Origin of the sequence: Micrococcus sp. HOU01 (assembly GCF_035609305.1) — a bacterium.
GTDB lineage: Bacteria > Actinomycetota > Actinomycetes > Actinomycetales > Micrococcaceae > Micrococcus > Micrococcus luteus.
On record NZ_CP141211.1, the window covers coordinates 912,500 to 935,773 of the forward strand.

Sequence of the window (23,274 nt, forward strand, 5' to 3'; positions counted from 1 at the left end):
TGATACGGCGTGCTGCGCACCGTCCTCAAGCCCGTCTGGCTGGCCACCCTGGTGCTGGCCCTCGTGGCGGCCGCGGTCTTCGTGGCGCTGTCCAAGTGGCAGTTCGAGTCCGCGGAGACGAACGCGCCGCCGCCGCGCACCCAGACCGAGCACGCCGTGCCGTTCCTGGAGCACGTGCGCCCCTACGAGGCCCTGCTCGGCTCGCAGGCCGACCAGGTGGTCACGGTCGAGGGGGAGTTCGTGCCCGGCACGGACGTCCTGGTCGGCCCGCGCCTGCTGAACGGCCGCGACGGCTACTGGACGGTCACGGCCCTGCGGGTGGCCGGCGCCCCGGACGGCGAGGTTGTCCCAGTGGTCCGCGGCTGGTCGGCCGACGCCGACGTCGTGGACCCCGCGCCCGCCGGGCAGGTCACCGTCACGGGACGCCTGCTGCCCCCGGACGGGCCCCTGCCGCGCGAGGCCACGGCCGAGGACACCGCCGACCGGCTCCTGTACCGCAGCCTGGCCCCGGCCCAGCTGGTGAACGTGTGGGACGAGCCGTCCTACGCGGCGTACGTCGCGGCGTTCGAGATGGTCGACGCCGCGGGCGCCGAGACGGGCGCGGCCGGCCCCGGCGGGCTCGAGCCGGTGTGGGTGGCCCCGCAGCCGGAGGAGACCCAGATCATCTGGCTCAACGTCTTCTACGCCGTGGAGTGGATACTGTTCGCCGGCTTCGCCCTGTTCCTGTGGTGGCGGTTCGTCCGCGACGACCACGTCCGGGACGAGCACGAGCGCCGGCTCGACGAGGAGTGGGCCGCGCGGTGGCGCGCCGAGGAGCTCGAGCGGCGCCGGGCGGCCGCGCGCGAGGCCAAGGAACGGGCCGTCGCCGCGCAGGCCGCGGCGCACCCACGCCAGGACCACGACGACGACGGGGCCGTGCGCCCCGACCCCCGCGACCCGGGCCCCCGTGGGCCCCGAGAGGAGCAGAGCCGATGAGCACCCAGCACCCCGGCCCCCAGCCGGTGGACCCGGCGAGCCTGCCGGATCCCGAGGACATCACGGAGGCCGACCTGCCCGAGCCGCCCCCGCGGCCAGGCCGGGAGCAGCGCCGTTTCGCCGGCACCCAGCAGCAGATCCGCTCCGCCACCCGCCTCTACGTGGTGTGCGCGTGGATCACCGGCATCATGCTCCTGCTGCTCGTGGCGGAGATGGTGCTGAAGTACGGCATGCACGTGGAGCTCTACGCGGGCGGCACCACCCTGGACGGAGACGCCAACGGCCTGGGGCTGCATCCCGAGGACAGCGTGACCGGGGGAGTGAACCTGTCCCTGTTCATCCTCATCGCCCACGGCTGGATGTACGTGGTGTACCTGCTCGCCTCGTTCCGCCTGTGGTCCCTGATGCGCTGGGAGCCGCTGCGCCTGCTGGCGATGGCCGGCGGCGGCGTCGTGCCGTTCCTGTCCTTCGTGGTGGAGAAGCGCATGACCCGCGTGGTCCGGGACGAGCTGCACCGCTTCCCGGACGCCGCGCGGCGCTACTGAGCGCCTCGACTATCCTGGACGGGTGACGCAGAACGCCCCCCACCCCGACACCCCCGCCCCGCTCAGCGACGTGATGCCCACGGTGCTGGTGCTGGACTTCGGCGCCCAGTACGCGCAGCTCATCGCGCGTCGTGTGCGCGAGGCCAACGTCTACTCCGAGGTCGTGCCCGCCTCCACCCCGGCGGCGCAGATCCTGGAGCGCAAGCCCGCGGCGCTGATCCTCTCGGGCGGGCCGTCGTCGGTGTACGAGCCCGGCGCCCCGCAGCTGGATCCGGCGCTGCTCGAGGCAGGGGTGCCCGTGCTGGGCCTGTGCTATGGCTTCCAGTCGATCGCGCACGCCCTCGGCGGCACCGTGGCCCAGACCGGCACCCGGGAGTACGGCTCCACCCGCCTGGACTCGGTGGACGCCGACTCCGTGCTGTTCGCGGACCAGGACCTCGATCAGGTCGTGTGGATGTCCCACGGGGACGCCGTGACGCAGGCGCCCGAGGGCTTCGCCGTGACGGCCTCCACCGCGGGCGCCCCCGTCGCCGCGTTCGAGGACCGCGAGCGCCGCATCTACGGCGTGCAGTGGCATCCCGAGGTGGGCCACTCCTCCCGCGGCCAGCGGGTGCTCGAGCAGTTCCTGCACGTGGGTGCGGGCCTGGGCTCGGACTGGACGGCCAGCGGCGTGATCGAGGAGCAGGTCGAGCGCATCCGCGAGCAGATCGGGGACAAGCGGGCCATCTGCGGCCTGTCCGGCGGCGTGGACTCCGCCGTGGCCGCGGCCCTCGTGCAGCGCGCCATCGGCGACCGCCTCACCTGCGTCTACGTGGACCACGGCCTCATGCGCGAGGGCGAGTCCGCCGAGATCGAGCAGGCCTTCGGCGAGGCCCACGGCGGCGCCCGCCTCGTGTTGGTGGACGCGCGCGAGGACTTCCTGTCCGCGCTGGCCGGCGTCACCGACCCCGAGGCCAAGCGCAAGATCATCGGCGAGCGGTTCATCCGCACCTTCGAGAAGGCGCAGGCGGACATCGTCCTCGAGTCCGAGCACGACCCGGACGCCACCGAGGTCCGCTTCCTCGTGCAGGGCACGCTCTACCCGGACGTCGTCGAGTCCGGCGGCGGGGACGGGGCGGCCAACATCAAGTCCCACCACAACGTGGGCGGCCTGCCGGACGACATCGAGTTCGAGCTGTGCGAGCCGCTGCGCGAGCTGTTCAAGGACGAGGTCCGCGCCGTGGGCGCCGAGCTCGGCCTGCCCGAGGGCATCGTGCACCGCCAGCCGTTCCCGGGCCCGGGTCTGGGCATCCGCATCATCGGCGAGGTCACCCAGGAGCGCCTGGACCTGCTGCGCCGCGCGGACGCGATCGTGCGCGCCGAGCTCACCGCGGCCGGGCTGGACCGCCAGATCTGGCAGTGCCCGGTGGTGCTGCTCGCGGACGTGCGCTCCGTGGGCGTGCAGGGTGACGGCCGCACCTACGGCCACCCGGTCGTCCTGCGCCCCGTCACCAGCGAGGACGCCATGACGGCGGACTGGGCGCGGATCCCGGACGACGTCCTGTCCCGCATCTCGAACCGCATCACCAACGAGGTCGACGGCGTCAACCGCGTCGTGCTCGACGTGACCAGCAAGCCGCCGGGCACCATCGAGTGGGAGTGAGCGGCGCGTCCGGCGCCGCATCCGGCCGCCCCTGACCGGGGCGGCCGTCCGCACGAAGACCGCCTGGACCCAGGCGACGGAGGAAGGACCGCACGCACGTGACCGAGCAGGAGTTCCCGCGCCTGGCCCGCGCCCGCGCCGCCGCACGCCCCGACGAGGGGCAGACCCGCCCCGATCCGGCCGCCTGGGTGTCCTCCCTGGGCTCGGGCGCCGAGAACGACACGATGCTGCGGTTCGCGCCCTCGGCGGCCAACAGCATCGACCTCACGGAGGCGAACTCCTCCGGCGTCTCGCAGCTGCTGCTGGGGCGGCGCACCCGCCTGTCCACCCTGCTGCCGGCCGGCCCGGTGCTGGACGCGGCGCACGAGGTCTCCCTCGGCCTGCGCGCCAAGGTCCGCGAGCTGGCGGAGGAACGCGGCATCGACGTCGGCGCGCTCGCCGTGGGCGTGGCCACGTGGACGGCCGAGGAGGACGGCCGGCGGGAGCGCCGCTCGGCCCCCGTGCTGCTGGCCCGCGTGGCCCTGACGGTGCGTCGCGGCGCCCGGGGCCGGGACGAGCTGGAGGTCCAGATCACCGAGCCGGCCCGCCTGAACCCGGCGCTCGTGCGGAACCTGCGCCGGCACCACGGCATCGCCCTGGACCCCGAGGCGTACCAGCAGGCCGCCTACGCCACGGCGCGCCTCGAGCCCGCCCCCGCGTTCGCCCGCCTGCGCGAGGAGGCCGCCGCGATCGCGGACCTGCACATCCAGGATTGCCTGCTCGTCTCCACGTTCGCGGACCTCGGCGAGACCGCCTCCCTGCCCGCCTCCCTCGAGGATCTGCCGGTCGTGCAGGCCCTGTACGACGCCGGGACCGGCATGGTGCCCCGCCCGGCGGCGCTGCAGCCCACGGGCGCGCCCGCGGAGGATGACGTCGCCCCGGCGGACGAGCGCCTCGTCGTCGACGTCGACGCCGCCCAGGCACGCGTGCTCGAGCACGCCGCGGCGGGGGAGTCCCTCGTGGTGGCGGCCGCCCCCGGCACCGGGCAGACCCAGACCGCCGCCGCCCTGGCCGCGCGCCTGGCCTGGGAGGGTCGGCGCGTGCTGGTCGTGGCCGAGCGCTCCGCCGCCCTGGCCGACGTGCTCGACCGCCTCGAGGAGGCGGACCTGCGCTCGATCGCGCTGGATGTGCCCGCCAACGCGGACCCCGAGCTGCTCCGCCGCCAGCTCGTGCAGGCCGTCCTGCGCTCCGAGCGGGCCGTGGACCCCGACACCGCCCGGGACGAGGCCGCCCTGACCGAACGACGGCGCCGGCTGCAGGAGCACGTCGGCTCACTGCACCACGTCCGCCCCCGCTGGGGCTGCTCGCCGTTCCAGGCGATGCAGGCCCTGGCCGCCCTGACCGGGCTCGAGACGCCGCCGGCCACCACCGTGCGCCTCAAGCGCTCCGTGCTGGACTCCACCGTGAACCGGCAGGCCGTGGGCGAGCAGCTCGTGCGCGCCGGGGAGCTCGGCGCGTTCTCGGCCGCCGCCACCGAGAGCCGCTGGTTCGGCGCCCGCGTGCGCAACGTGCAGGAGACCGAGGCCGCCTCGGAGCTGGCCGACGAGCTGGCGGCCGCCCTGCACACCACCCGGCGCGCCGTGGACACCGCCGCCGCCCAGGCCGGCCTGCGCCCCGAGCGCACGGTGGCCGGCTGGGCGGAGCAGGCGGACCTCTACCGCCGTGTGGCCCGCACCCTCACCGAGTTCACCCCCGAGGTGTTCTCCCTCGACGTGCCCCAGCTGGTCGCGGCGACCGCCACCAGCTCGTGGCGGCGCCTCCACCTGGTCGAGATGTCCTCGGTGACCCGGTCCCGCCTGCGCCGCGCGGCGAAGGACGCGGTCCGCCCGGGCGTGCAGCCCACGGACCTGCACGGCGCCCTCGTGGACGCCGCCGCCGTCCTGGAGGACTGGAACCGCCACGCCGCCGAGCCGGGCACGCCCCCGCAGGTGCCGGACCAGGGCGAGCACGTGATGGGCCAGGTCGGCCAGGTGCGCGAGCGCCTGCGCCGGCTCGAGGGCGTCCTCGCCCCGGAGGCCGTGGCCGAGGCGCCCTTGGAGGAGCGGGACGTGGACAACCTCGTGGCCGCCGTCGACGGGCTCGTGGCGGACCGCGACACCCTGGCCACGCTGCCCGAGCGCACCCTCGTGCTGGACAGCCTGCGCGACCACGGCCTGGCGGAGCTGCTCGAGGACCTGCGCGACCGCGAGGTGCCCACCGAGGCCCTGACCGCCGAGCTCGAGTTGGCGTGGTGGCAGTCCGCGCTCGAGGCGATGATCTCCGGGGACGACTTCCTGGCCATGATGAGCGGCACGGACCTGGCGGAGGTCGAGCGCGGGTTCCGCGACCTGGACCGCGCCCATCTCGAGCGCGGCGGCGCCCGGCTCTCCGCCGCGCTGGCCGCGCGCTGGCGGGAGGCGCTGCGCACCTATCGCGCGGACGCGGCCGTGCTGCGCACCCTGCTCAAGCAGGGCAGCCCCACGGTCGAGTCCCTGGCCACGATCACCCCCGAGCTCCTGCAGCCGCTCGTGCCGGTGGTCACCACCTCGCCCATGGCCCTGTCCGAGTTCCCCCCGGAGTGGCGCGCCGACGTCGTCGTGCTGCTGGAGGCCGACGCGACCGCCCTGGCCACCGCGATGGGCGCGCTCACCCGCGCCCCCCAGGTGGTGGCCCTCGGCGACCCGGTCATCGGGCGCCCGCAGTCGTTCCAGGTGTCCGTGGACCCGACGGCGACCGCCGGGCCCCTGCGCCCGCTGCGCTCGGCCCACGACGCGCTGGACGAGGTGCTGCCCACCCTGCCGCTGCGCACCGTGCACCGCCCCCTCGAGCGGCGCCTCGTGCGCCTGCTCTCCGCGCTCGCCTATGACGGCGCCCTGGACGCGCTGCCCACCGCGGGCGAGGCCACCGGCCGGGATCGTGCCGTCACGGCCGAGTACCTGCCCGAGGGCACCGGTATCCCGATGACCGGCGGCGACGTGGTCGAGTCCACGAACGCCGAGGTCGCCCGCACCGTGGAGCGCGTGTTCGAGCACATCCGCGACCGGCCCGAGCAGTCCCTGGCCGTGGTCACGGTGTCCGAGCAGCACGCCCGCAGGGTGGCCGCCGCCGTGCAGGCCACGGCCGCGCAGGCGCCGTGGGCCCACGAGTTCCTCGCCCGCGGCCGCGGCGAGGACGCCGCCGACGCCGAGCCGTTCGTGATCGTGCCGGTCGTGCGCGCCGCCTCCGTGGTGCGTGACGCCGTGATCCTCACCCCCGGCTACGGCCGCACCCCGCACGGCCGCGTGGTGCACCACTTCGGCGCCTTCTCCGACCCGGACGGCGAGCGCATGGTCACGGTCGCGCTCACCCGGGCACGCCGCCGCCTGCACCTCATCTCCGCGCTGCGCGCCGCGGACCTGGACGAGGACCGGCTCGACGGCGGCGCCCTCTGGTTCCTGCGGCTGCTCGAGGCCTACCTCGGCGAGGACGCCGCGGATCCGGTGGGCATGGTGGGCGACCCGCTGCTGGCCGATCTGCGCGACCGGCTTGAGGAGCACGGCGCCCGCGTCCTGCCCCGCCACGGCGGCGTCATGGACCTGGCCGTGCTCGATCCGCGCGCGGACCGGGACGAGGCCCCCCGTCCGCTGGCCCTGGCCGGCGACGGCGGCGAGGTGTACCGCGCCCTCACGGTGCGGCAGCGCTCGCGGACCCTGCCCGAGGGGCTCGAGGCCCGCGGCTGGGAGCCCCGGACCCTGTGGGCGATCGACGTGTTCGCGGACCCGGAGTCCGTGGCCCGCGGGCTGGCCGACCGGCTGGGCGTGGAGCCGGCGGACGAGACGGACGAGGCCGACGACGATGCCCGCTGACGGCGCGGCGCGCCGCCGCGGCCCGCGCCGGGCGGACGCCCCGGGCACCGGCCCGGCAGCCGCCGACGGCCGCGAGCCGCGCCTGCCCGGGATGCCCCGGCTGACCGGGCAGGCCGAGACGTCGCCGGCGACCGCACCGACCGGGGACAGGGCCGGGGTCGAGACCGGTGCGGCCGAGGCCGAGCGCGACCGCTGGCTGCGCGAGCAGCGCCCGCCCCACTGGGGCTGAGCCGGCCCGATGCGGCCGGGTCAGTCCGCGGCGGCGGAGGACGAGGACGACGTCGAGGACGTCGAGGACCCGGCGGCCGAGTCCGAGGTCGATCCGCCGGCCGAGCCGGTGCCCCCGGTGCCGGAGCGCGAGTCGGTCCGGTAGAACCCGGAGCCCTTGAAGCTCACGCCGACCGAGCCGTACTGCTTGCGCAGGACGCCGCCGCACGCGGGGCACTCGGTGAGGGCGTCGTCGGTGAAGGCCTGGACGACGTCGAAGGCGTGGCCGCAGTCCTTGCAGCGGTAGGCGTAGGTGGGCATGCTCAGCTCCAGCTCGCTCGGGGCGCGCCGGGGCGCGCGGTTCTGGGGGGATCCGACCCCCGATGCTACTCCGCGCCGCGGGCCGGGCTCAGACCCAGCGCATCCCGGCCGCGGTGACGACGCCGTCCACGGGCCGGTCCGTGGGCTCGGCAGGGATGGCGCCTGCCGGCAGCAGCTCGTCCTCGAACACGAGGGCCACGGTCGGCACGCTCCGCGGCAGCTCGGCGAGGAAGCGGTCGTAGTAGCCCCCGCCCTGGCCCAGGCGCATCCCGTCCTCGGCCACCGCGAGCGCCGGCATGACCACCGCGGTCGCCGCCGCCAGCGCGTCGGTCCCGAGCCGTTCGCCCACGGGCTCGTCCACGGGGGCGTTCGCGGCGCGCGCCGTCGCGACGCCCGGGTGCCAGGAGGCCCAGCTCAGGCGTCGTTCCGGCTCGATCACGGGGACGAGCACCCGCGCCCCCGCGGCCAGCAGGCGGGCGCGCAGCCCACCGGTGTCCGGCTCGGTGGCCATCGGCAGCACGGTGGCCACCACCGGGGCGGTCCCGTCCGCGGTCGCCGCGGCCACGCGCGGGCCCAGCCACGCCCACAGGTGCTCGACGGCGGCCGCGGACTCGGCGGCGCGGCGCGCAGGGGAGCGGTCGCGGCGGGCGGTGCGCAGGCGCGCACGCAGGGCGGCCTTGGCGTCCACGACGTCGTCGACGCCGGCGACGGGGCCCGTGGCGGCGGGCTCGGGCACGGGAGGGGGAGTGCGCATGTCCCCATGATGCCCGCCGCACCGGTGCCGCGCCCGGCCGCGCATAGGATCGACGCCATGTCCTGGCAGCGTTCCCCCTGGCCCGTGACCCTGCGGCACGGCACCCTCGCCCTGCGGCCGCTGCGGCGGCGGGACCGGGAGGCGTGGGAGGAGCAGCGGGCGCACAACCGGGAGTGGCTGACGCCGTGGGACGCGACGAGCCCCGTGCCGGGCGCGGGTCCGGCGTCGTTCGGGCAGATGGTCCGCTGGCACGGCCGCCAGGGCCGGGACGGCAGCGCCTACACGTGGGGCATGGCCCTCGACGACGACCGCCCGGACCGGGACCGCCTGGTGGGGCTGCTGTCCCTGGGCGGGATCCAGTACGGCTCGGTGCTCTCCGGCTCGATCGGCTACTGGATCGACCGTCGCGAGGCCGGCCGGGGGCTGACCCCGACGGCCGTGGCCATGGCGACGGACTGGGCGTTCCGCAGCGCCGGTCTGCACCGGGTCGAGGTCAACATCCGCCCGGAGAACGCGGCCAGCCTGCGGGTCGTGGCGAAGCTCGGCCTGCGCGACGAGGGCCTGCGGCGCGCGTACCTGCACGTGGACGGCGCCTGGCGGGACCACCGGACGTTCGCGGTGACCGCCGAGGAGGTCCCCGACGGCCTGCTGGCCCGGTGGCTGGCCTCCCGGCCGCGCCCCTGAGCGGTCGACGGGACACGCCGAGTGCGGACACGCCGCGATGGCCGGACCGGTCCGCCCCCGGCGCTAGGTGTTGTGGGTCATGAGGTTCTTGCCACGAGGCGCCGGCTGAGATGAGACGAGTGGGCCCCGCCCCGCAGGATGGAAGTTCCTACACCACCCACCTGCCAGAAGAGACCCACTCATGACTCACGCTAACGCACCCCTGACCCCGACCGGCCGGCTGCGCATGGTCCAACGCCACCTGCACGACGGGATCCCACAAGCGCACGTGGCCGCCGAGTTCCGGGTGAGCCTGCCCACGGTGGCCACCTGGGTGGCCCGCTACCGCGCCCAGGGAGAAGCCGGCCTTCAGGACCTGCCCAGCCGTCCGCGCCGTTCACCTGCCCAGCTCGACCCCGAGGTGGTGGCCCAGATCCAGACCCTGCGTCGCAGGGAGAAGTGGTCGGCCCGCCGGATCCATCACCACCTCGTCTCTGAAGGCCACCGGGTGTGCCTCCGAACGGTGGGCAGGTGGCTGCACCGGCTGGGCATCTCCCGGTTGCCAGACCTCGCGCCCACGGGTGAGGACCTGCGCCAACGACCACAGAAGATCACCGCCCGCGGCCCGGGGCACATGGTGCACCTGGACGTGAAGAAGATCGGGCGCATCCCTGACGGGGGCGGCTGGCGTGCTCACGGCCGGGACTCCGAGAACGCGCGAGCAGCCAAGCGCGGGCCTGGCCGACGGGTCGGCTACACCTACCTGCACTCGGCGATCGACGGGTTCACCCGCCTGGCCTACACCGAGGCGTTGGAGGACGAGAAGGCGGTGACCACGATCGGGTTCTTCTGCCGGGCGAGGGCGTTCTTCGCCGCCCACGGCATCACCGTGGACCGGGTGATCACGGACAACGGGAACAACTACCGGGCCGTGGACTTCACCGGGAAGGTGGTCTCGCTCGGGGGCCGGCACCACCGGATCCGCCCCTACACCCCGCGCCATAACGGGAAGGTCGAACGGTACAACCGGCTGATGGTCGATGAGGTCCTCTACGCCCGCCCGTACTCCTCAGAGCAAGCTCGGCGTGAGGCCCTGCAGGTGTGGGTGAACCACTACAACTACCATCGGCCTCATACCTCCTGCGGAGACGCTCCTCCGGCCTCACTGGCACCGACCCGAGTCAACAACGTCATGCCCTCCTACAGCTAGGCTGACCGCATGGACGAGACCACCGCGCCGACGAGGGCCGTGCAGGCCGCGCTCGACGCGCTGGCCGACGCCCGGGTGAGCGCGTCGCTGGTCATCGTGGCCCTCGTGGCCTTCCTGGCCTGGCGGCTCGTGCTGCGCCGCCATCGTCTCGCGTCCGCCCCCGCCCGCCCGTCGATGCCGAGGTCCTTCATGCACCGCCTGCAGAGCTCGCCCGCCGTCCGTGCCTTGACCGCCCGGTTCTCGGGCCGCCTGAGCGCCGCCGCCGACGCGGCGCGCACCGCCCGCGGCCGGACCGGCCTGCACATCCGGTGGGGGCGCACGGCGCTGTTCCTCGCCGCCCTCGTGGCCCTGCTCGTGTTCCTCGTGGCCGGGCTCGCCGCGGCGTTCGGCGCGGGCACGCTGTCCCTGGCCGGCTGGTCGCTCCTGTTCGCCGTGGCCGGGCTGGCCGGACTGCGGGCCCTCGCGGTCCGCGACCGCACCCGTCGCGCCCGGCCCGCCGCCGTCGTCGTCCCGGCGCGCCCCGCCGCCCCTGCGGCCGAGGAGCGGCAGGCCCCGGCGGCGGACCCCGAGCGGGACCGCCGCGTGCTGGAGACCGTGCTGGCCTTCGAGACCGAGGCGCCGCGTCCGGCCGCCGCGCCCGCCGCACCCCGGGCCGAGCCCGTGGTGGTGACCGCCTCCGCCGCCGCCCCCGCAGCGGACCGCGCCGTCACCATCCCCGCGGTGCCGCGCCCCACCTACCTGGACGCCCCGGAGATGGCCCGCCCCCTGCCGGCGCCGCTCGAGACCCCCGCCCCCACCGGCGCCGACACCCGGCCCCAGGACGCCGCGCGCACGGCGGACGATCAGATCAGCGCCGCCGCCGAGCAGGACATCGCCGCCCTGGACCTGGACAACGTCCTGGCGCGGCGCCGGGCCTGCTGAGCCCCGCCGGGCGGCCGCGCCCGTGAGCATCGACCGAGCCGCCGCGCGCCAGGCCGTCCGCGCGTCGGGCGAGCGCTGGCTGCGCACCCGAGCTGACGCCCTGCACCTGCAGCGGGGACGTCGGCTTGCGCGCGTCCTGGACCTGGACGTGATGACCGGACGCGCGGGCGACGCCCGCGTCCGCTCCCGCACCCTCGTCCTCGCCCGCGACCCCCGGCACCCCGCCGCCCCCGCCACGGCGTGCCCGCCCGTCCCGGGCGAGCGCGGGATCCTGGAGGACGGCACCCTGTGGTGGTGGGCCCCCGCCGACCCCGTCCTGCCGGGCCTCACGCTGACCGCCGACCCGGACGCGCTCGCGGCCCTGCTCGGTACGGCGCCGGGCCGGGCCCGCCTCACGTGGCGCGGCTACCGGCCGCGGGACCGGGCGGTCCTGGCCGTCGAGGCGACCGGCGACGACGGCGTCGTGGCCCGCACGTTCCTGAAGGTGCTCCCGCCCGCGCGGGCCGCACGGGTCGCCCGGCGCATGGCCGCCGCGGGGGCGGCCGGGGTGCCGGTGCCCGCCGTCCGCGCGGCGCCGGAGCGCGGGGTGCTCCCACTCGCGAGCGTGCCGGGCCTGCCCTGGCGGGCGCTGCTGGCCGGACCCGAGGCCGCCGCCCTCGACCCCGCGCGGGTCGCCGCGCTGCTGGACCGGCTGCCGCCGGTGCCCGAGGAGCCCCCCGGCCCGGCGGGCCCCACGGCCGGGGCGGCCGGGGGCGACGACGCGGACGACGGCGGACCCGCCGTCCTGCTCGAGCACGCCACGTGGGCCGCCGTCGTGCTGGACCCCGAAGCCCAGGACGAGGCCGCCGCCCGGGTGGAGCGGCTCCGCGCGGCGCTCGCGGCCGGGGACCCCGGCCCGCGCGTGCCCGTGCACGGCGACCTGCACCCGGGGAACCTGCACGTGGACGCGGCGGGGGAGCGGATCACCGGCGTGCTGGACGCCGACGACCTGGGCATGGGACACCGCGTGGACGACTGGGCCGTCCTGATCGCCCATCTCGAGGCGGGCGCCGTGGACCTCGGCGCCGGCGGCGCCGCGCTGCGCGCCGTGGCCGAGCGGTTCCGGCGCCACGCCCGCAGCGAGGTCGACGAGGTGGCGCTGGCCGCCCGCGTCGCGACCGTGCTCGCCGCCCTCGCGGCGCAGCCGACCGCGCCCCGCGCCGTGCGGTCCGCCCGCCGGGCCGCCGCCGACGCCGCCCTGGCCCGCGTCGGCCTCTGACCCGCGACGGCTGCCGCCACCGTCTGGCCGGGCCGTCGGGCCGGGCCACTCCCTCGAGCGGCGGTCAGTCCGCGCCGAGCCCCTCCCGGAGCGCGTCGAGCTCGTCCCGGACGCGCGCGGCGCCGTCGTGGTCCCCGAAGGCGGACAGGCACTGGTGCAGGCCCGTGAGCGCGCCGAGGCGCACGAGCGTGGAGTCGGTGGAGTCGCACACCAGGCGGAAGAGCGTCGCGGCCTGCTCGGGGCTGCCGTCCTCGGCCACCACGTAGGCGGCGAAGAGCTCGGCCTGCGCGGCGCCCTCGCGGTCCCCGGCGGCCGTGAACAGGTCGGCGGCCTGCAGCGCGGTGGCGATCGCCTCCGGCCCCCGCTCGAGCGACCACAGGGCCCGGGCGCGGGTGTCCGTGTAGTCGGCCACCTGCCAGTCGGCGCCGGCGTCCCGCACGAGGGCGAGCGCCTCCTCGAGGAGGTCGAGGCCCTCCGCCTGGCCGGACTCGCACAGCAGGTACCCGTGCGCGTGCAGCGCGGCCGGCAGCACCGCCGGGTCCTCGTCCACCGCCTGACGCGCGGCCGCGACCGCCCGCTCGAACAGGTCGAGGGCGGAGGGCCGGGTGCGTTCGTCGCGCTCGCGGTTCACGAGGGCGCCGGCGGCCAGGAGCGTGCGCGCGGCGTCCTCCCACTGGCCGTGGGCCTCGAACAGGCCGGCCGCCTCCCGCCACAGGGGCAGCGCGTTCTCGGCGCGGTCCTGGTCGTGGTGGGCGTGGCCGAGGTCCACGAGGGCGCGGGCCTGCTCGACGTCCCGGCCGTGGGTGGCCTCGCGGCGCACCAGCCGGGCGAGCAGGGGCTCGGCCTCGTCGGCGCGGCCGGCGAGCACGAGCTGGTGCGCCCACCAGTAGCTCAGGCTCGAGGCCTCCGGCGCCTCGGCCTTCTCCGCGTGCACGGAGGCCAGCTCCCACGCGGTCACGGCGGCCTCCTCGTATCCGTCGAGGTCGCCGGCCACGCGCCCGGCCAGGGCCGCCGCGGAGGCGGCGCCGCGCCGCAGCCCGACCGAGGCCATCCGCTCCGCCGCCTCGAGCGCCAGGTCGAGGGCGGCCGTCGGACGGTCCAGCTCGTGGGCGGCGATCGCCCGCACCGTGGTGGCGGAGGCCAGGACGGCGCGGGCGGCGGGCAGCGCGGTGACGACGGCGGCCGCCGCGTCCGCCTCGGCGTGCTCGCCCCGCCACAGGTGCAGGCGGGCGAGCAGCAGATGCGCGCTGGACCACGAGCCGGTGGGCAGCAGGGCACCGGCCGCGCGCAGCCCGCCCAGGACGCCGATGACGCGGCGGGCCAGCTCGAGCGCGGCGTCCAGGTCCCCGGTGTGCACGCGGTGCACGGCCAGGGCCAGGGCGGCCTCGGGCAGGACGGTGTCCCCGGGGTCCTCGCCGGGAGCGCCCGGCTCGTCCTCCACGACGCCGGCCAGCACCGCCGCCTCGACCGTGTCCGGGTCGCGCACGAGGGCGCCGCCGAGCTGGGACTCGAGCCCGGCCTGCCGGGGCCGGCCGAGGTGGCGCAGCAGCGCCGCCCGGGCCTCCACCCAGCGGGTCAGGGCGGCCTCGTCCCCGACCTGGCCCGCGGCGACGGCGAGCGCCCGCAGCAGGGCGAGGCGGACGTCGTCCTGGCCGGGCCCGAGCGCGGCGAGACCGGAGTCGGCGAGGCGGGCGGACTCCCGGGGCTCGTCGCGCAGCGCGGCCTCGAGGGAGAGCTCCCACCAGCCTCGGGCGTCCAGGGCGGTCGGGGCGTCGGGCGCCGCGGTGCCGCGGGCCTGCCGGAGCAGGGCGCGCACCCGGTCCAGGGCGGCGTCGACGGCCGGCTCCACGGGGCCGCCGGAGGGGTCGTCCCGGTGGGGCGGGTCCTGCGGGGTGTCCACGGGCGCTGCTCCTTCCGGGGGTGGGACGGGTGGTCCTCCAGCCTAGGGCGCGGGTCGGTGGACCGTGCCGCTGTTCGCGGTGGGCGGTGCTCGTAGACTGGCCGGGCCCGCAGCGTCGCCCGCCGCGGGCCGTCCCACCGCCGCCAGGAGCCCGCAGCCATGAGCACCACCCCCGCCGCCCCGGACGCCGCCGGAGCACACCCCGCCGGCCCGTTCCAGACGCGCGCCGGCGCCTACGCCCTGATCGTGGACGGCGGCCGCGTCCTGCTCAGCTCGTGGCAGGGGCCCGAGTTCCTGCAGTGGACGCTGCCCGGTGGCGGCATCGAGCTCGGCGAGAGCCCGGAGGAGGCGTGCCTGCGCGAGGTCTGGGAGGAGACCGGCCACACCGCCGAGCTCACGGGCCTGCTGGGCGTCACGACCGGGACGATCCCGGTGGAGAAGCGCCTGCGGGGCGAGCCGCTGCCGCTGCTCACCGTGCAGGTCCTCTACACCGCCCGCATCACGGGCGGCGTCCTGCGCCCTGAGGTCGGCGGATCCTCGACGGACGCGCGCTGGTTCGACCTCGCGGAGCTCAGCGGGCTGCGCACCGCCTCCTGGGTCACCGAGGCGCTCGCCCGTGCCGGGGTGGCGGCGTGAGCCGCCCCGCCCACCGCCGCCCCGCGGCCCTCGCCGCCTCGGCCCTCGTGCTGTCGCTGGCCCTGGGGGCGTGTGGGCGGCAGGCGGACGCCCCGCCGACGCCCTCCGCGTCAGGCGCGCCGATCACGGTCGTGCACGGCGGCGAGGGCCTCGAGGCCGCCGTCGCGGCGGTCCTGTCCCGTCACCTGCGCCTGCACGGCCACGCCGTGGCGGACGAGGACGGCGTCGCCGTGGAGCAGCCCGCGTGGTCCGCCGCCGGCGGGGACACGGTCGCCGTCGTGGACACCCTGGCCCTGGCCGTCGCCGCCGACCCCGCAGCGGCGCTGCCGTCCCCGCCGTCGCCGTCGTCGACGCCGACCGGGACGGAGGCCGGCACGTCCACGGACGCTGTGCCCACCCCCTCGGCCACCCCCTCGGCCACCGCCTCGACCGCCGCCCCGAGCCCCACCGCGCTGCCCGTCGGCGACCCCGCGGCCGACGCCCCGGCGGCCGGGCGCGTCCTGGGGACGCTGCTCGCCGGGCAGACGGCCGCGGCGGGGACACCGCAGGACGAGGCCCCGGCGGTGCTGTCCTCGTCGGCGGGCGTGCTGCGCCTGACCGCGGTCGTCACCCAGACCACCGCGGCCCGGCTCGAGCTCGAGTCGATCACGGACCTCAACGGCTGGTGCGAGTCGCTCACCGCCGTCGCACCCCCGCCCCTGACCGCCGCGGCGGACCCGGACGCGGCCACGGCCCTGCGCGCCCGCCTGGACCGGCTCGCCGGCTGCCGCCCCGAGACCTGGCTGGCCGACACCGAGGACCCGACCGCCGCCGTCGTCGCGGACGAGGCCCAGGTCGCGCTGCTGACCGGCACGGATCCGGAGATCGACGCGAACACGCTCGTCCCGCTCGAGGACGACGGCCGCGTGCTCCCGGAGGGGCGGCTGACCGCCGTCGGCTCCGCCGCGACGCTGGACGACGACGCCGAACGGCGCATCGCCGAGGTGATGTCCGCCCTCGACGGCGACGGCCTGCGGGAGCTCGAACGGCTCACCACGGGCGCCGACCCGCTTCCGGTCGCCGAGGCCGCGCAGTACTGGCTGGTGGACCAGGGCCTGGAGGACGCGCCCGAGGACTGGTTCGTCCCCCGCGGCTCCTGGTTCTGAGCCCGCGCGAGGGAGGGGCGCCGGCCCGCGTCGCACGAGCTCGACTGTGACGCACACCGCCCGGGGGGTGCCATGATGGGGGGCATGCCGACCCCGCATCCCCGCCAGTTCCGCCAGTCCGCCAAGCTGCTGAACGTCCGCTACGACGTGCGCGGCCCCATCCTGGAGGAGGCGCAGCGGATGGAGGCCGCGGGCCACCGGATCATGAAGCTGAACATCGGCAACCCGGCCCCGTTCGGCTTCGAGGCGCCGGACGCCGTCCTGGCGGCGATGCACCAGCACCTGCCGCACGCGCAGGGCTACTCGGACTCCAAGGGCATCTACTCGGCGCGCACCGCCGTCTCGCAGTACTACGAGTCCCGGGGCATCCGGGACATCGGCGTGGACGACGTGTTCATCGGCAACGGCGTCTCCGAGATGATCACGATGGTCCTGCAGGCCCTGGTCGACGACGGCGACGAGATCCTCGTCCCCTCGCCCGACTACCCGCTGTGGACCGGCGCCACCACCCTGGCCGGGGGCCGGGCGGTGCACTACCGCTGCGTCGAGGAGGAGGGCTGGGAGCCCGACCTCGAGCACATCGAGTCCCTCGTCACGGAGCGCACCAAGGGCATCGTCCTGATCAACCCGAACAACCCCACCGGCGCGGTCTACTCCCGCGCCGTGCTGCAGGGCATCGTGGACGTGGCCCGCCGCCACCACCTCGTCCTCATGGCGGACGAGATCTACGAGAAGATCACCTACGACGGCGCCCGCCACATCAACGCCGCCGGCCTGTCCGACGACGTGCTCACCCTGACGTTCTCCGGCCTGTCCAAGGCGTACCGGGTGGCGGGCTACCGCTCCGGATGGGTGGCCGTGTCCGGGCCGAAGCACCGGGCCGCCGACTTCCTCGAGGGCCTGACCCTGCTGGCCAACATGCGGATGTGCGCCAACGTGCCCGCGCAGCACGCCATCCAGGTGGCACTGGGCGGCTACCAGTCCATCAACGACCTCGTCCTGCCCGGCGGTCGGCTGCTCGAGCAGCGCAACCTCGCCCAGGACCGCCTGAACGCCATCCCCGGCGTGTCCGTGCAGCCGGCCCACGGCGCCCTCTACCTGTTCCCGCGGCTGGACCCGGAGGTCTACGCGATCGACGACGACGAGGCGTTCGTCATCGAGCTGCTGCGGGCGAAGAAGATCCTCGTCTCGCACGGCGGGGCGTTCAACTACCCACACAGCGACCACTTCCGGCTCGTCACGCTGCCCAGCGTGAAGGACCTGAGCGAGGCCCTGGACCGTCTCGAGGACTTCCTCGAGGACTGGAGGGAGCGCCATGGCTGACACCCCGGCCGCCGAGGCGGGACAACCCGCCCGCGCCACCGACGCCCACGGCGTCTTCGACGCCCCCGCGCGGGAGCTGTTCGCCGCCCGCCGTGGAGACGAGGTCCGGGGCCCGGCCGACGTCGACGCCGCCGCGACGCTCGGCTACGGCGGGGACAAGGCGAAGGGCAAGAAGGACCTGGCCGCGCGCGGCGGGGCGCTCGCCGACCTGCAGGAGCTGCTGTTCGCCCAATCGGTGCGCGACGCGCCCGTGGGGGAGGTGCCGTCCCTGCTGGTGATCCTGCAGGGCATGGACACCGCCGGCAAGGGCGGGATCATGCGCCACGTGATCGGGGCGATGGACCCGCAGGGCGTCCACCTGCACGCGTTCAAGGCGCCGACCCCGGAGGAGCGCGCCCACGACTTCCTGTGGCGCATCCGACCGCACCTGCCGCGGCCCGGCCTCGTCTCCGCGTTCGACCGCTCGCACTACGAGGACGTGCTCGTGCACCGCGTGCGCGGGCTCTCCCCGCTGGCCGAGGTGGAGGAGCGTTACGGGGCCATCCGCGAGTTCGAGGCGGCCGTGCGCGCCGCCGGGACGCGGATCGTCAAGGTGATGCTGCGGATCTCGCCGGAGGAGCAGGCCGAGCGCCTGCTGGCCCGCCTGGACAACCCCACGAAGCACTGGAAGTTCAGCGAGAGCGACCTCGACAACCGCGCGTACTGGGACCAATACATGGACGCGTACCGGATCGCGATCGAGCGGACGGACACCGAGGACGCGCCGTGGTTCATCGTGCCGGCGGACCGCAAGTGGTTCGCGCGGCTGGCGGTGCAGCAGCTGATCATCGAGACCCTGCAGGGGATGGGGCTGGACTGGCCGGAGGCCGACTTCGACGTCGCGGCGGCCCGCCGTCGCCTGCTGGCGGGCTGAGCGCCGCCGTCGTCGCGGTGGGCGGGGCAGTGGTGGTCGGACCTTGCCAAGCCCGGGGCCGCGGTGAGTGGATGGAGGAACACCGGGCGCCGCAGAGGCGCGCCGGACCCGATCCGAAAGGTGCACTCATGACTGAGAACGCTGTCCAGAACGCCCCGCTGTCCGGCAAGACCGTCGCGTTCCTCGCGACCGACGGTGTCGAGCAGGTCGAGCTGACCTCCCCGTGGGAGGCCGTGATCGCCGCGGGTGCGACCCCCGTGCTCGTCTCCCCGAAGTCCGGCACCATCACCGCGATGAAGTCCGACTGGGAGCACGGCGAGTCCTTCGAGGTGAACACCACGGTGAAGGACGCCAAGGCCGAGGACTTCCACGGCCTCGTGATGCCGGGCGGCACCCTGAACGCGGACGCCCTGCGCATCGACACGGACGCCCAGGCATTCGTGCGTGCCTTCTTCGAGCAGCACAAGCCGGTGGCGGCCATCTGCCACGCCCCGTGGACCCTGATCGAGGCCGGCGTCGTGGACGGCCGCCGTCTGACCAGCTACGCGTCCCTGGAGTCTGACCTGAAGAACGCGGGCGCCCAGTGGGTGGACGAGGAGGTCGTCGTGGACAGCGGGCTGACCACCTCGCGCACCCCGGACGACCTCGACGCCTTCAACGCCAAGCTCGTGGAGGAGCTGGGCGAGGGCAAGCACGAGGATCAGACCGCCTGACCGACGTCGGGAGCAAGCCGCGTGGGGCGGGGGCCGTTGGCCCCCGCCCCCGCCGTTTCTCGAACGAAAGCGCCGCGGAGGCCGCCGTTTCTCGAACGAAAGCGCCGCGGAGGCCGCCGTTTCCCGAACGAAAGTGGGGGGCGGGATCAGTCGGCGTCGGGGGCGGCCTCGCCGCGCACCTGGTCGAGGCGGGCGCGGGCGCCGTCGAGCCAGGCCTGGCAGCGGTCGGCCAGCGCCTCCCCGCGCTCCCACAGGGCCAGGGACTCCTCGAGGCCGGCGCCACCGGCCTCCAGCCTCCCCACGGTCTCCACCAGCTCGGCGCGCGCCTGCTCGTAGCTCATCCGGGCCACGTCCGAGACGTCCGCGGAGGTGAAGCCCTCCACGCCGCTCGGGCGGCCCGCATCCTGCGTCTGCTCCATGCCCTGCTCACTCATGCCTGTCGTGTCCTCTCGTGGGATGGGGTCGGGGTGGTCCGATGCGTCGCGACGACGTCCGCGGCGATCCGCCCGGCCGCCACGAGGATGTCGAGTCGGTCGTCCGTGGCGACCTGGTCCGCCTCGCGCACGACCTGTCCGGCGTGCTGGACCACCGCGTAGCCGCGGTCCAGGGTGCGCTGCGGGGACAGGGCGCGCACGCGGGCGCGCAGCTGCGTGAGGGCGTCCTCCTCCCGGACGAGCCGATGGCCGAGGGCGGACCGGCCGCGCTCGCGCCACCGGTCCGTCTCCTCCTGCCGCGTGTCCACCATCACGTGCGGGCGGGCCAGCACGGGCCGGGAGCGCAGGGCCGCGAGCCCCTCGGCCTCGGCGCGCACGCGACGCTCGACGGCCGCGGCCAGCCGCAGGCGCGCGTCGGCGAGTCCCGCGGCCTCCTGGGCCGCGTCCGGGACGATCCGCTTGGCCGCGTCCGTGGGCGTGGAGGCGCGCAGATCGGCGACGTCGTCGAGGACCGGGCGGTCCGCCTCGTGGCCGATCGCCGACACGACGGGCGTGCGCGCCGCCGCCACGGCGCGCACCAGTGCCTCGTCCGAGAAGGGGAGCACGACCTCCTCGAGCGCGCCGCCGCCGCGGGCGATGACGATGACGTCCACGGCCGGGTCGGCGTCGAGCTCGGCGAGCGCGGCGGCCACCTGCCGCGGGGCCTCGGCGCCCTGCACGGCGACCTCACGGATCTCGAACTCGGCGGCGGGCCAGCGCAGCAGGGTGTTGCGCAGCACGTCCTTCTTCGCGTCCGAGTCGCGGCCGGTGATGAGCCCGATCCGGTGGGGGAGCAGGGGCAGGGGCCGTTTGCGCGCGGGGGAGGTCAGCCCCTCCTCGGCGAGGGCCCGGCGCAGCAGCTCCACGCGGGCCAGCAGGTCGCCGAGGCCGACCGGGCGCATCTCCTGCACGTTCATGGACAGGCGCCCGGCCTTGAGCCAGAAGTTCGGCTTCACGCGCGCCACCACGCGGGAGCCCTGCTGGACGCTCCCGTCCAGGGTCATGGCGACGTTCCGCCAGGCGGTGAGCGGCAGGGAGACCTCCTCCTCGAGGTCCCGCATGGTCATGTAGACGTTGCCGCGGTTGTTCTTGAACTCGATCAGCTGGCCCTCGATCCACGTGGCGGGGGCGCGCTCGATGTGGGCCTTGAGGTTCTCGGAGAGCCGGCGCAGGGGCCACGGCCGCTCAGCGGAGGTCTCGCCCGCGCGGGCGGGTGCCGAGACGGGCACGTCCGGCGCCGCCGAGGCGCCCTCGGTCACGGGCTGGTCCATCCGGGTCCCTCCTGTTCGCGCCCGGTCCGCCCGGGCACGGGCCCACCGTACCGCCCTCGCCGGACGCGCAAGACGGTGCCCCGGTGTCCCCCCGGGGCCGCCGCCGCCCCGGTCGGGCGCTCAGACCGGGGAACCTCCGACCAGGATCGGTACGCTCGACGGGGTCGGAACGGAACGGAAAGGACCTCATGCGCACCACCCTCAGCCTCCTCGTCGCAGCCCTGGCGGGCCTGCTGGCGGTGCTCGCGACGGCCGGCGCCCTCGTCGACGAGGCGACGCACCGCCCGGAGCTGCTGCGCGGGGTGACGGAGCAGGTCGCGGTGGACCCCGAGGTCCGCGCCGCCGTGCCGGGGGTGATCGACGACGTCGTGCACGACGCCGTCCCCGAGCAGGTGCCGGGCCCGCTGGCCCAGACGGCCGAGGACCTGCTGCGCCCGCTGGCCCAGCGCGTGGCGGACAACCCGCAGGTGGTGCAGGGCTGGTCCGACACCGCCGACGAGGCCCGGCGCGCCTGGCTCGCCCAGCTCGAGGACCCGCAGGGCGCGGACGAGCCCGGCTCGGGCGCGGACGTGACCATCCCGTTCGGTCCCGTCGCGCAGTCCGGGATCACCGCCGCCCTGGGCGACATCGAACGTGACCTGCGCGAGGACCGGTTCGACCTGCCCGGGCAGACGCTGCTGGAGACGATCGTGGGCGCGGACGTCGGCGACTGGGCCGCGGACACCCTGCTGGCGCCCCTGTACGACCGCGCCGCGGATCTGCGGGACAGCACCGCGCTGCGCATGGATGCGCGCATCGACGCCCTGGCCGGCACGGATCGGGCCACCGTGCACCGCTGGGTGGACGCCTCCACGCACTGGCGCTGGGCCGCCGCGGCCTCCGTGCTGGCGCTCGTGGGCGCCCTGCTGCTCGCCCCCCGACGGCGGCGGGGCCTCGCCGTGGCCGTGGCGGGTGCGGTCGCCCTGGCCGGCGGGCTGATCGGCGGCGCCCGTCTGGGTCCGGACGCGGTCCACCTCACGGCGCCCGAGGGGGCCTCCCCGGGGGTGGCCGCGTTCGTCCAGCAGATGGAGGACGCCGCGGGCCCGGCGTTCGCGGCCGCCGTCGCCCCCTACCCCCAGATCCTGACCACCCTGGGCTGGATCGTGCTGGCCGCGGGCCTGCTGCTGGCCCTGGCGGAGCTGTGGGTCGCCCGGCGTGACCGGGTCCGTGCCGGCCGGGCCGGCGGTTCCCCCGCGGCGGGCCGCTCCCACACCGCCGCCGATGTCACGTCGCGCTGAGCCCGCGGCGAAGCCCGGGCCCGGTCGGCGTCCCGGCCGATAGCATGGACGGCATGTCCGCTCCCTCCGTCTCCGCCCGTCCGTCCGCCGTCGGCCTCGGGATGCCGCAGGTCCCGCGCGTCCGTCGTTCCCGTGAGGAGGTGGAGGCGGCCGCGCCCGTGTCCGGTGAGAAGCGCGTGCTGCTGGCCGCCCCCCGTGGCTACTGCGCCGGTGTGGACCGCGCCGTCGTCGCCGTCGAGAAGGCCCTCGAGCACCACGGCGCCCCCGTGTACGTGCGCAAGGAGATCGTCCACAACCGGCACGTCGTGGACACCCTGACCGAGCGCGGCGTGGTGTTCGTCGACGAGCTGGACGAGGTGCCCGAGGGCGCCCTGACCGTGTTCTCCGCGCACGGCGTGTCCCCGGCCGTCGTCGAGGAGGCCGCCCAGCGCAACCTGCGCACCATCGACGCCACGTGCCCGCTGGTGACCAAGGTGCACCGCGAGGCCGTGCGCTTCGCCAAGCAGGACAAGCGGATCCTGTTGATCGGCCACGACGGTCACGAGGAGGTCGAGGGCACGTTCGGCGAGGCGCCCGAGCACACCACGGTGATCAACGACGTCGCCGAGGCCCGCACCGTCCAGGTGGAGGACCCGGACAACCTGATCTGGCTCTCCCAGACCACGCTCTCCGTGGACGAGACCCTCGAGATCGTCTCCGTGCTGCGCGAGCGGTTCCCGAACCTGCAGGACCCGCCCTCGGACGACATCTGCTACGCCACCTCCAACCGGCAGGCGGCCATCAAGTCGATCTCGCCGGAGTGCGACCTGGTGATCATCGTGGGCTCGGCGAACTCCTCGAACTCGGTGCGCCTCAAGGAGGTCGCCGCGGAGTACGGGGCCTCCCGCGCCGAGCGCGTGGACTTCGCCAACCAGGTGGACGAGTCCTGGTTCGAGGGCGTGGCCACCGTGGGCCTGTCCTCGGGCGCGTCCGTGCCCGAGGTGCTGGTCCAGGAGGTGCTCGCGCTGCTGGCCGAGTACGGCTACGGGCAGGTGGACGAGGTGGTGACCGCCGAGGAGGACATCATCTTCTCCCTGCCCAAGGAGCTGCGCGCCGAACTCAAGCGGGTGGGCGACGAGTCCCGCTCGCTCGGCGGACGTCGCCGCGACACCGAGGCCTGAGCGCGCCCCTCGTCTCCTCGCTGAGGCCCGCAGACTCGCCGTCACGACGCCGGCGTAGCGGCGCGTCTGCGGGCCTCGGCGTGCCCGGGCCTCGGCGTTCCGGG

General features: G+C 76.0%; 21 protein-coding genes. 16 read left to right on the plus strand and 5 right to left on the minus strand.

All coding sequences use genetic code 11. From position 1 onward, the window contains the following. The first annotated feature begins 9 nt into the window (after window positions 1-9). The 5 genes from SOY78_RS04305 (at window position 10) to SOY78_RS04325 (ending at window position 7,254) form a co-directional block, all read left to right on the plus strand. On the plus strand, window positions 10-975 hold the full coding sequence (locus tag SOY78_RS04305; RefSeq protein ID WP_115260768.1) for an SURF1 family protein: 966 nt from the start codon (window positions 10-12) through the stop codon (window positions 973-975). Beyond that, window positions 972-1,520: a DUF3817 domain-containing protein gene (locus SOY78_RS04310; RefSeq protein ID WP_115260769.1), complete on the plus strand. Its 549-nt coding sequence runs from the start codon at window positions 972-974 to the stop codon at window positions 1,518-1,520. The genes SOY78_RS04305 and SOY78_RS04310 overlap by 4 nt, the downstream gene beginning before the upstream one ends. Before the next feature lie 22 nt (window positions 1,521-1,542). Further along, entirely contained in the window at window positions 1,543-3,162 is a 1,620-nt protein-coding gene (gene guaA / locus SOY78_RS04315) for a glutamine-hydrolyzing GMP synthase (RefSeq protein ID WP_324701846.1), read from the plus strand. Between the two features lie 98 nt (window positions 3,163-3,260). Beyond that, a complete protein-coding gene (locus tag SOY78_RS04320; protein ID WP_324701847.1) occupies window positions 3,261-7,025 on the plus strand; it encodes a DUF4011 domain-containing protein in 3,765 nt (1,254 codons plus the stop codon). Further along, the gene (locus SOY78_RS04325) at window positions 7,015-7,254 is read left to right on the plus strand and encodes a hypothetical protein (RefSeq protein ID WP_036336929.1); all 240 of its coding nucleotides are present in this window, start codon (window positions 7,015-7,017) and stop codon (window positions 7,252-7,254) included. Before SOY78_RS04320 ends, SOY78_RS04325 begins: the two co-directional genes overlap by 11 nt. A gap of 20 nt (window positions 7,255-7,274) precedes the next feature. On the opposite strand, the gene SOY78_RS04330 is transcribed toward SOY78_RS04325, so the two are convergent. After that, on the minus strand, window positions 7,275-7,553 hold the full coding sequence (locus SOY78_RS04330) for an FmdB family zinc ribbon protein (protein WP_049147734.1): 279 nt from the start codon (window positions 7,551-7,553) through the stop codon (window positions 7,275-7,277). A gap of 88 nt (window positions 7,554-7,641) precedes the next feature. Continuing rightward, window positions 7,642-8,307, minus strand: a complete 666-nt coding sequence (locus SOY78_RS04335; protein WP_233569955.1) for a 5-formyltetrahydrofolate cyclo-ligase — start codon at window positions 8,305-8,307, stop codon at window positions 7,642-7,644. Between the two features lie 57 nt (window positions 8,308-8,364). On the opposite strand from SOY78_RS04335, the gene SOY78_RS04340 reads away from it, so the two are divergent. From SOY78_RS04340 to SOY78_RS04355, 4 genes are all read left to right on the plus strand, one after another. Continuing rightward, window positions 8,365-8,991: a GNAT family N-acetyltransferase gene (locus SOY78_RS04340; RefSeq protein ID WP_141843780.1), complete on the plus strand. Its 627-nt coding sequence runs from the start codon at window positions 8,365-8,367 to the stop codon at window positions 8,989-8,991. A gap of 181 nt (window positions 8,992-9,172) precedes the next feature. Continuing rightward, window positions 9,173-10,180: an IS481 family transposase gene (locus SOY78_RS04345; RefSeq protein ID WP_324701848.1), complete on the plus strand. Its 1,008-nt coding sequence runs from the start codon at window positions 9,173-9,175 to the stop codon at window positions 10,178-10,180. 9 nt (window positions 10,181-10,189) lie between these two features. After that, a complete protein-coding gene (locus tag SOY78_RS04350) occupies window positions 10,190-11,101 on the plus strand; it encodes a hypothetical protein (protein WP_216882121.1) in 912 nt (303 codons plus the stop codon). Window positions 11,102-11,123: 22 nt separating this feature from the next. Further along, on the plus strand, window positions 11,124-12,359 hold the full coding sequence (locus tag SOY78_RS04355; protein WP_216882118.1) for a phosphotransferase: 1,236 nt from the start codon (window positions 11,124-11,126) through the stop codon (window positions 12,357-12,359). Window positions 12,360-12,423: 64 nt separating this feature from the next. On the opposite strand, the gene SOY78_RS04360 is transcribed toward SOY78_RS04355, so the two are convergent. After that, window positions 12,424-14,259 carry a hypothetical protein gene (locus SOY78_RS04360; protein ID WP_323662493.1) on the minus strand — a complete coding sequence of 612 codons (1,836 nt, stop codon included), beginning with the start codon at window positions 14,257-14,259 and terminating at the stop codon, window positions 12,424-12,426. Between the two features lie 159 nt (window positions 14,260-14,418). On the opposite strand from SOY78_RS04360, the gene SOY78_RS04365 reads away from it, so the two are divergent. The 5 genes from SOY78_RS04365 to SOY78_RS04385 all read left to right on the plus strand — a co-directional run bounded on the left by SOY78_RS04365 (window position 14,419) and on the right by SOY78_RS04385 (window position 18,989). Further along, entirely contained in the window at window positions 14,419-14,895 is a 477-nt protein-coding gene (locus SOY78_RS04365) for an NUDIX hydrolase (protein WP_036381048.1), read from the plus strand. Then, window positions 14,892-16,040: a glycine betaine ABC transporter substrate-binding protein gene (locus SOY78_RS04370; RefSeq protein WP_317677087.1), complete on the plus strand. Its 1,149-nt coding sequence runs from the start codon at window positions 14,892-14,894 to the stop codon at window positions 16,038-16,040. The genes SOY78_RS04365 and SOY78_RS04370 overlap by 4 nt, the downstream gene beginning before the upstream one ends. 84 nt (window positions 16,041-16,124) lie before the next feature. Continuing rightward, window positions 16,125-17,363, plus strand: a complete 1,239-nt coding sequence (locus tag SOY78_RS04375; RefSeq protein WP_036383844.1) for a pyridoxal phosphate-dependent aminotransferase — start codon at window positions 16,125-16,127, stop codon at window positions 17,361-17,363. Next, window positions 17,356-18,276, plus strand: a complete 921-nt coding sequence (locus SOY78_RS04380) for a PPK2 family polyphosphate kinase (protein WP_324701849.1) — start codon at window positions 17,356-17,358, stop codon at window positions 18,274-18,276. Before SOY78_RS04375 ends, SOY78_RS04380 begins: the two co-directional genes overlap by 8 nt. Before the next feature lie 128 nt (window positions 18,277-18,404). After that, window positions 18,405-18,989: a type 1 glutamine amidotransferase domain-containing protein gene (locus SOY78_RS04385; protein ID WP_036383850.1), complete on the plus strand. Its 585-nt coding sequence runs from the start codon at window positions 18,405-18,407 to the stop codon at window positions 18,987-18,989. A gap of 146 nt (window positions 18,990-19,135) precedes the next feature. Here SOY78_RS04385 and SOY78_RS04390 read toward each other — a convergent pair whose 3' ends face one another. Beyond that, complete coding sequence (locus SOY78_RS04390) at window positions 19,136-19,423, minus strand: exodeoxyribonuclease VII small subunit (RefSeq protein WP_036316619.1); 288 nt, start codon at window positions 19,421-19,423, stop codon at window positions 19,136-19,138. Further along, entirely contained in the window at window positions 19,420-20,733 is a 1,314-nt protein-coding gene (gene xseA / locus SOY78_RS04395) for an exodeoxyribonuclease VII large subunit (protein ID WP_144786648.1), read from the minus strand. The genes SOY78_RS04390 and xseA overlap by 4 nt, the downstream gene beginning before the upstream one ends. Window positions 20,734-20,921: 188 nt before the next feature. On the opposite strand from xseA, the gene SOY78_RS04400 reads away from it, so the two are divergent. Both SOY78_RS04400 and SOY78_RS04405 read left to right on the plus strand, forming a co-directional pair. Then, window positions 20,922-22,010 (plus strand): hypothetical protein, encoded by a 1,089-nt coding sequence (locus tag SOY78_RS04400; RefSeq protein WP_324701850.1) that lies wholly within the window; start codon window positions 20,922-20,924, stop codon window positions 22,008-22,010. A gap of 53 nt (window positions 22,011-22,063) precedes the next feature. Beyond that, entirely contained in the window at window positions 22,064-23,170 is a 1,107-nt protein-coding gene (locus SOY78_RS04405; protein WP_324701851.1) for a 4-hydroxy-3-methylbut-2-enyl diphosphate reductase, read from the plus strand. Window positions 23,171-23,274 lie beyond the last annotated feature (104 nt).

What these genes read in the sequence shown, in the direction of transcription:
- SOY78_RS04310 (WP_115260769.1), top strand. Translation starts at nt 972, where the DNA reads ATGAGCACCCAGCACCCCGGCCCCCAGCCGGTGGACCCGGCGAGCCTG.
- SOY78_RS04325 (WP_036336929.1), top strand. Translation starts at nt 7,015, where the DNA reads ATGCCCGCTGACGGCGCGGCGCGCCGCCGCGGCCCGCGCCGGGCGGAC.
- SOY78_RS04330 (WP_049147734.1), bottom strand. Translation starts at nt 7,553, where the DNA reads ATGCCCACCTACGCCTACCGCTGCAAGGACTGCGGCCACGCCTTCGAC.
- SOY78_RS04335 (WP_233569955.1), bottom strand. Translation starts at nt 8,307, where the DNA reads ATGCGCACTCCCCCTCCCGTGCCCGAGCCCGCCGCCACGGGCCCCGTC.
- SOY78_RS04340 (WP_141843780.1), top strand. Translation starts at nt 8,365, where the DNA reads ATGTCCTGGCAGCGTTCCCCCTGGCCCGTGACCCTGCGGCACGGCACC.
- SOY78_RS04345 (WP_324701848.1), top strand. Translation starts at nt 9,173, where the DNA reads ATGACTCACGCTAACGCACCCCTGACCCCGACCGGCCGGCTGCGCATG.
- SOY78_RS04350 (WP_216882121.1), top strand. Translation starts at nt 10,190, where the DNA reads ATGGACGAGACCACCGCGCCGACGAGGGCCGTGCAGGCCGCGCTCGAC.
- SOY78_RS04365 (WP_036381048.1), top strand. Translation starts at nt 14,419, where the DNA reads ATGAGCACCACCCCCGCCGCCCCGGACGCCGCCGGAGCACACCCCGCC.
- SOY78_RS04375 (WP_036383844.1), top strand. Translation starts at nt 16,125, where the DNA reads ATGCCGACCCCGCATCCCCGCCAGTTCCGCCAGTCCGCCAAGCTGCTG.
- SOY78_RS04380 (WP_324701849.1), top strand. Translation starts at nt 17,356, where the DNA reads ATGGCTGACACCCCGGCCGCCGAGGCGGGACAACCCGCCCGCGCCACC.
- SOY78_RS04385 (WP_036383850.1), top strand. Translation starts at nt 18,405, where the DNA reads ATGACTGAGAACGCTGTCCAGAACGCCCCGCTGTCCGGCAAGACCGTC.
- SOY78_RS04390 (WP_036316619.1), bottom strand. Translation starts at nt 19,423, where the DNA reads ATGAGTGAGCAGGGCATGGAGCAGACGCAGGATGCGGGCCGCCCGAGC.
- xseA (WP_144786648.1), bottom strand. Translation starts at nt 20,733, where the DNA reads ATGGACCAGCCCGTGACCGAGGGCGCCTCGGCGGCGCCGGACGTGCCC.
- SOY78_RS04400 (WP_324701850.1), top strand. Translation starts at nt 20,922, where the DNA reads ATGCGCACCACCCTCAGCCTCCTCGTCGCAGCCCTGGCGGGCCTGCTG.
- SOY78_RS04405 (WP_324701851.1), top strand. Translation starts at nt 22,064, where the DNA reads ATGTCCGCTCCCTCCGTCTCCGCCCGTCCGTCCGCCGTCGGCCTCGGG.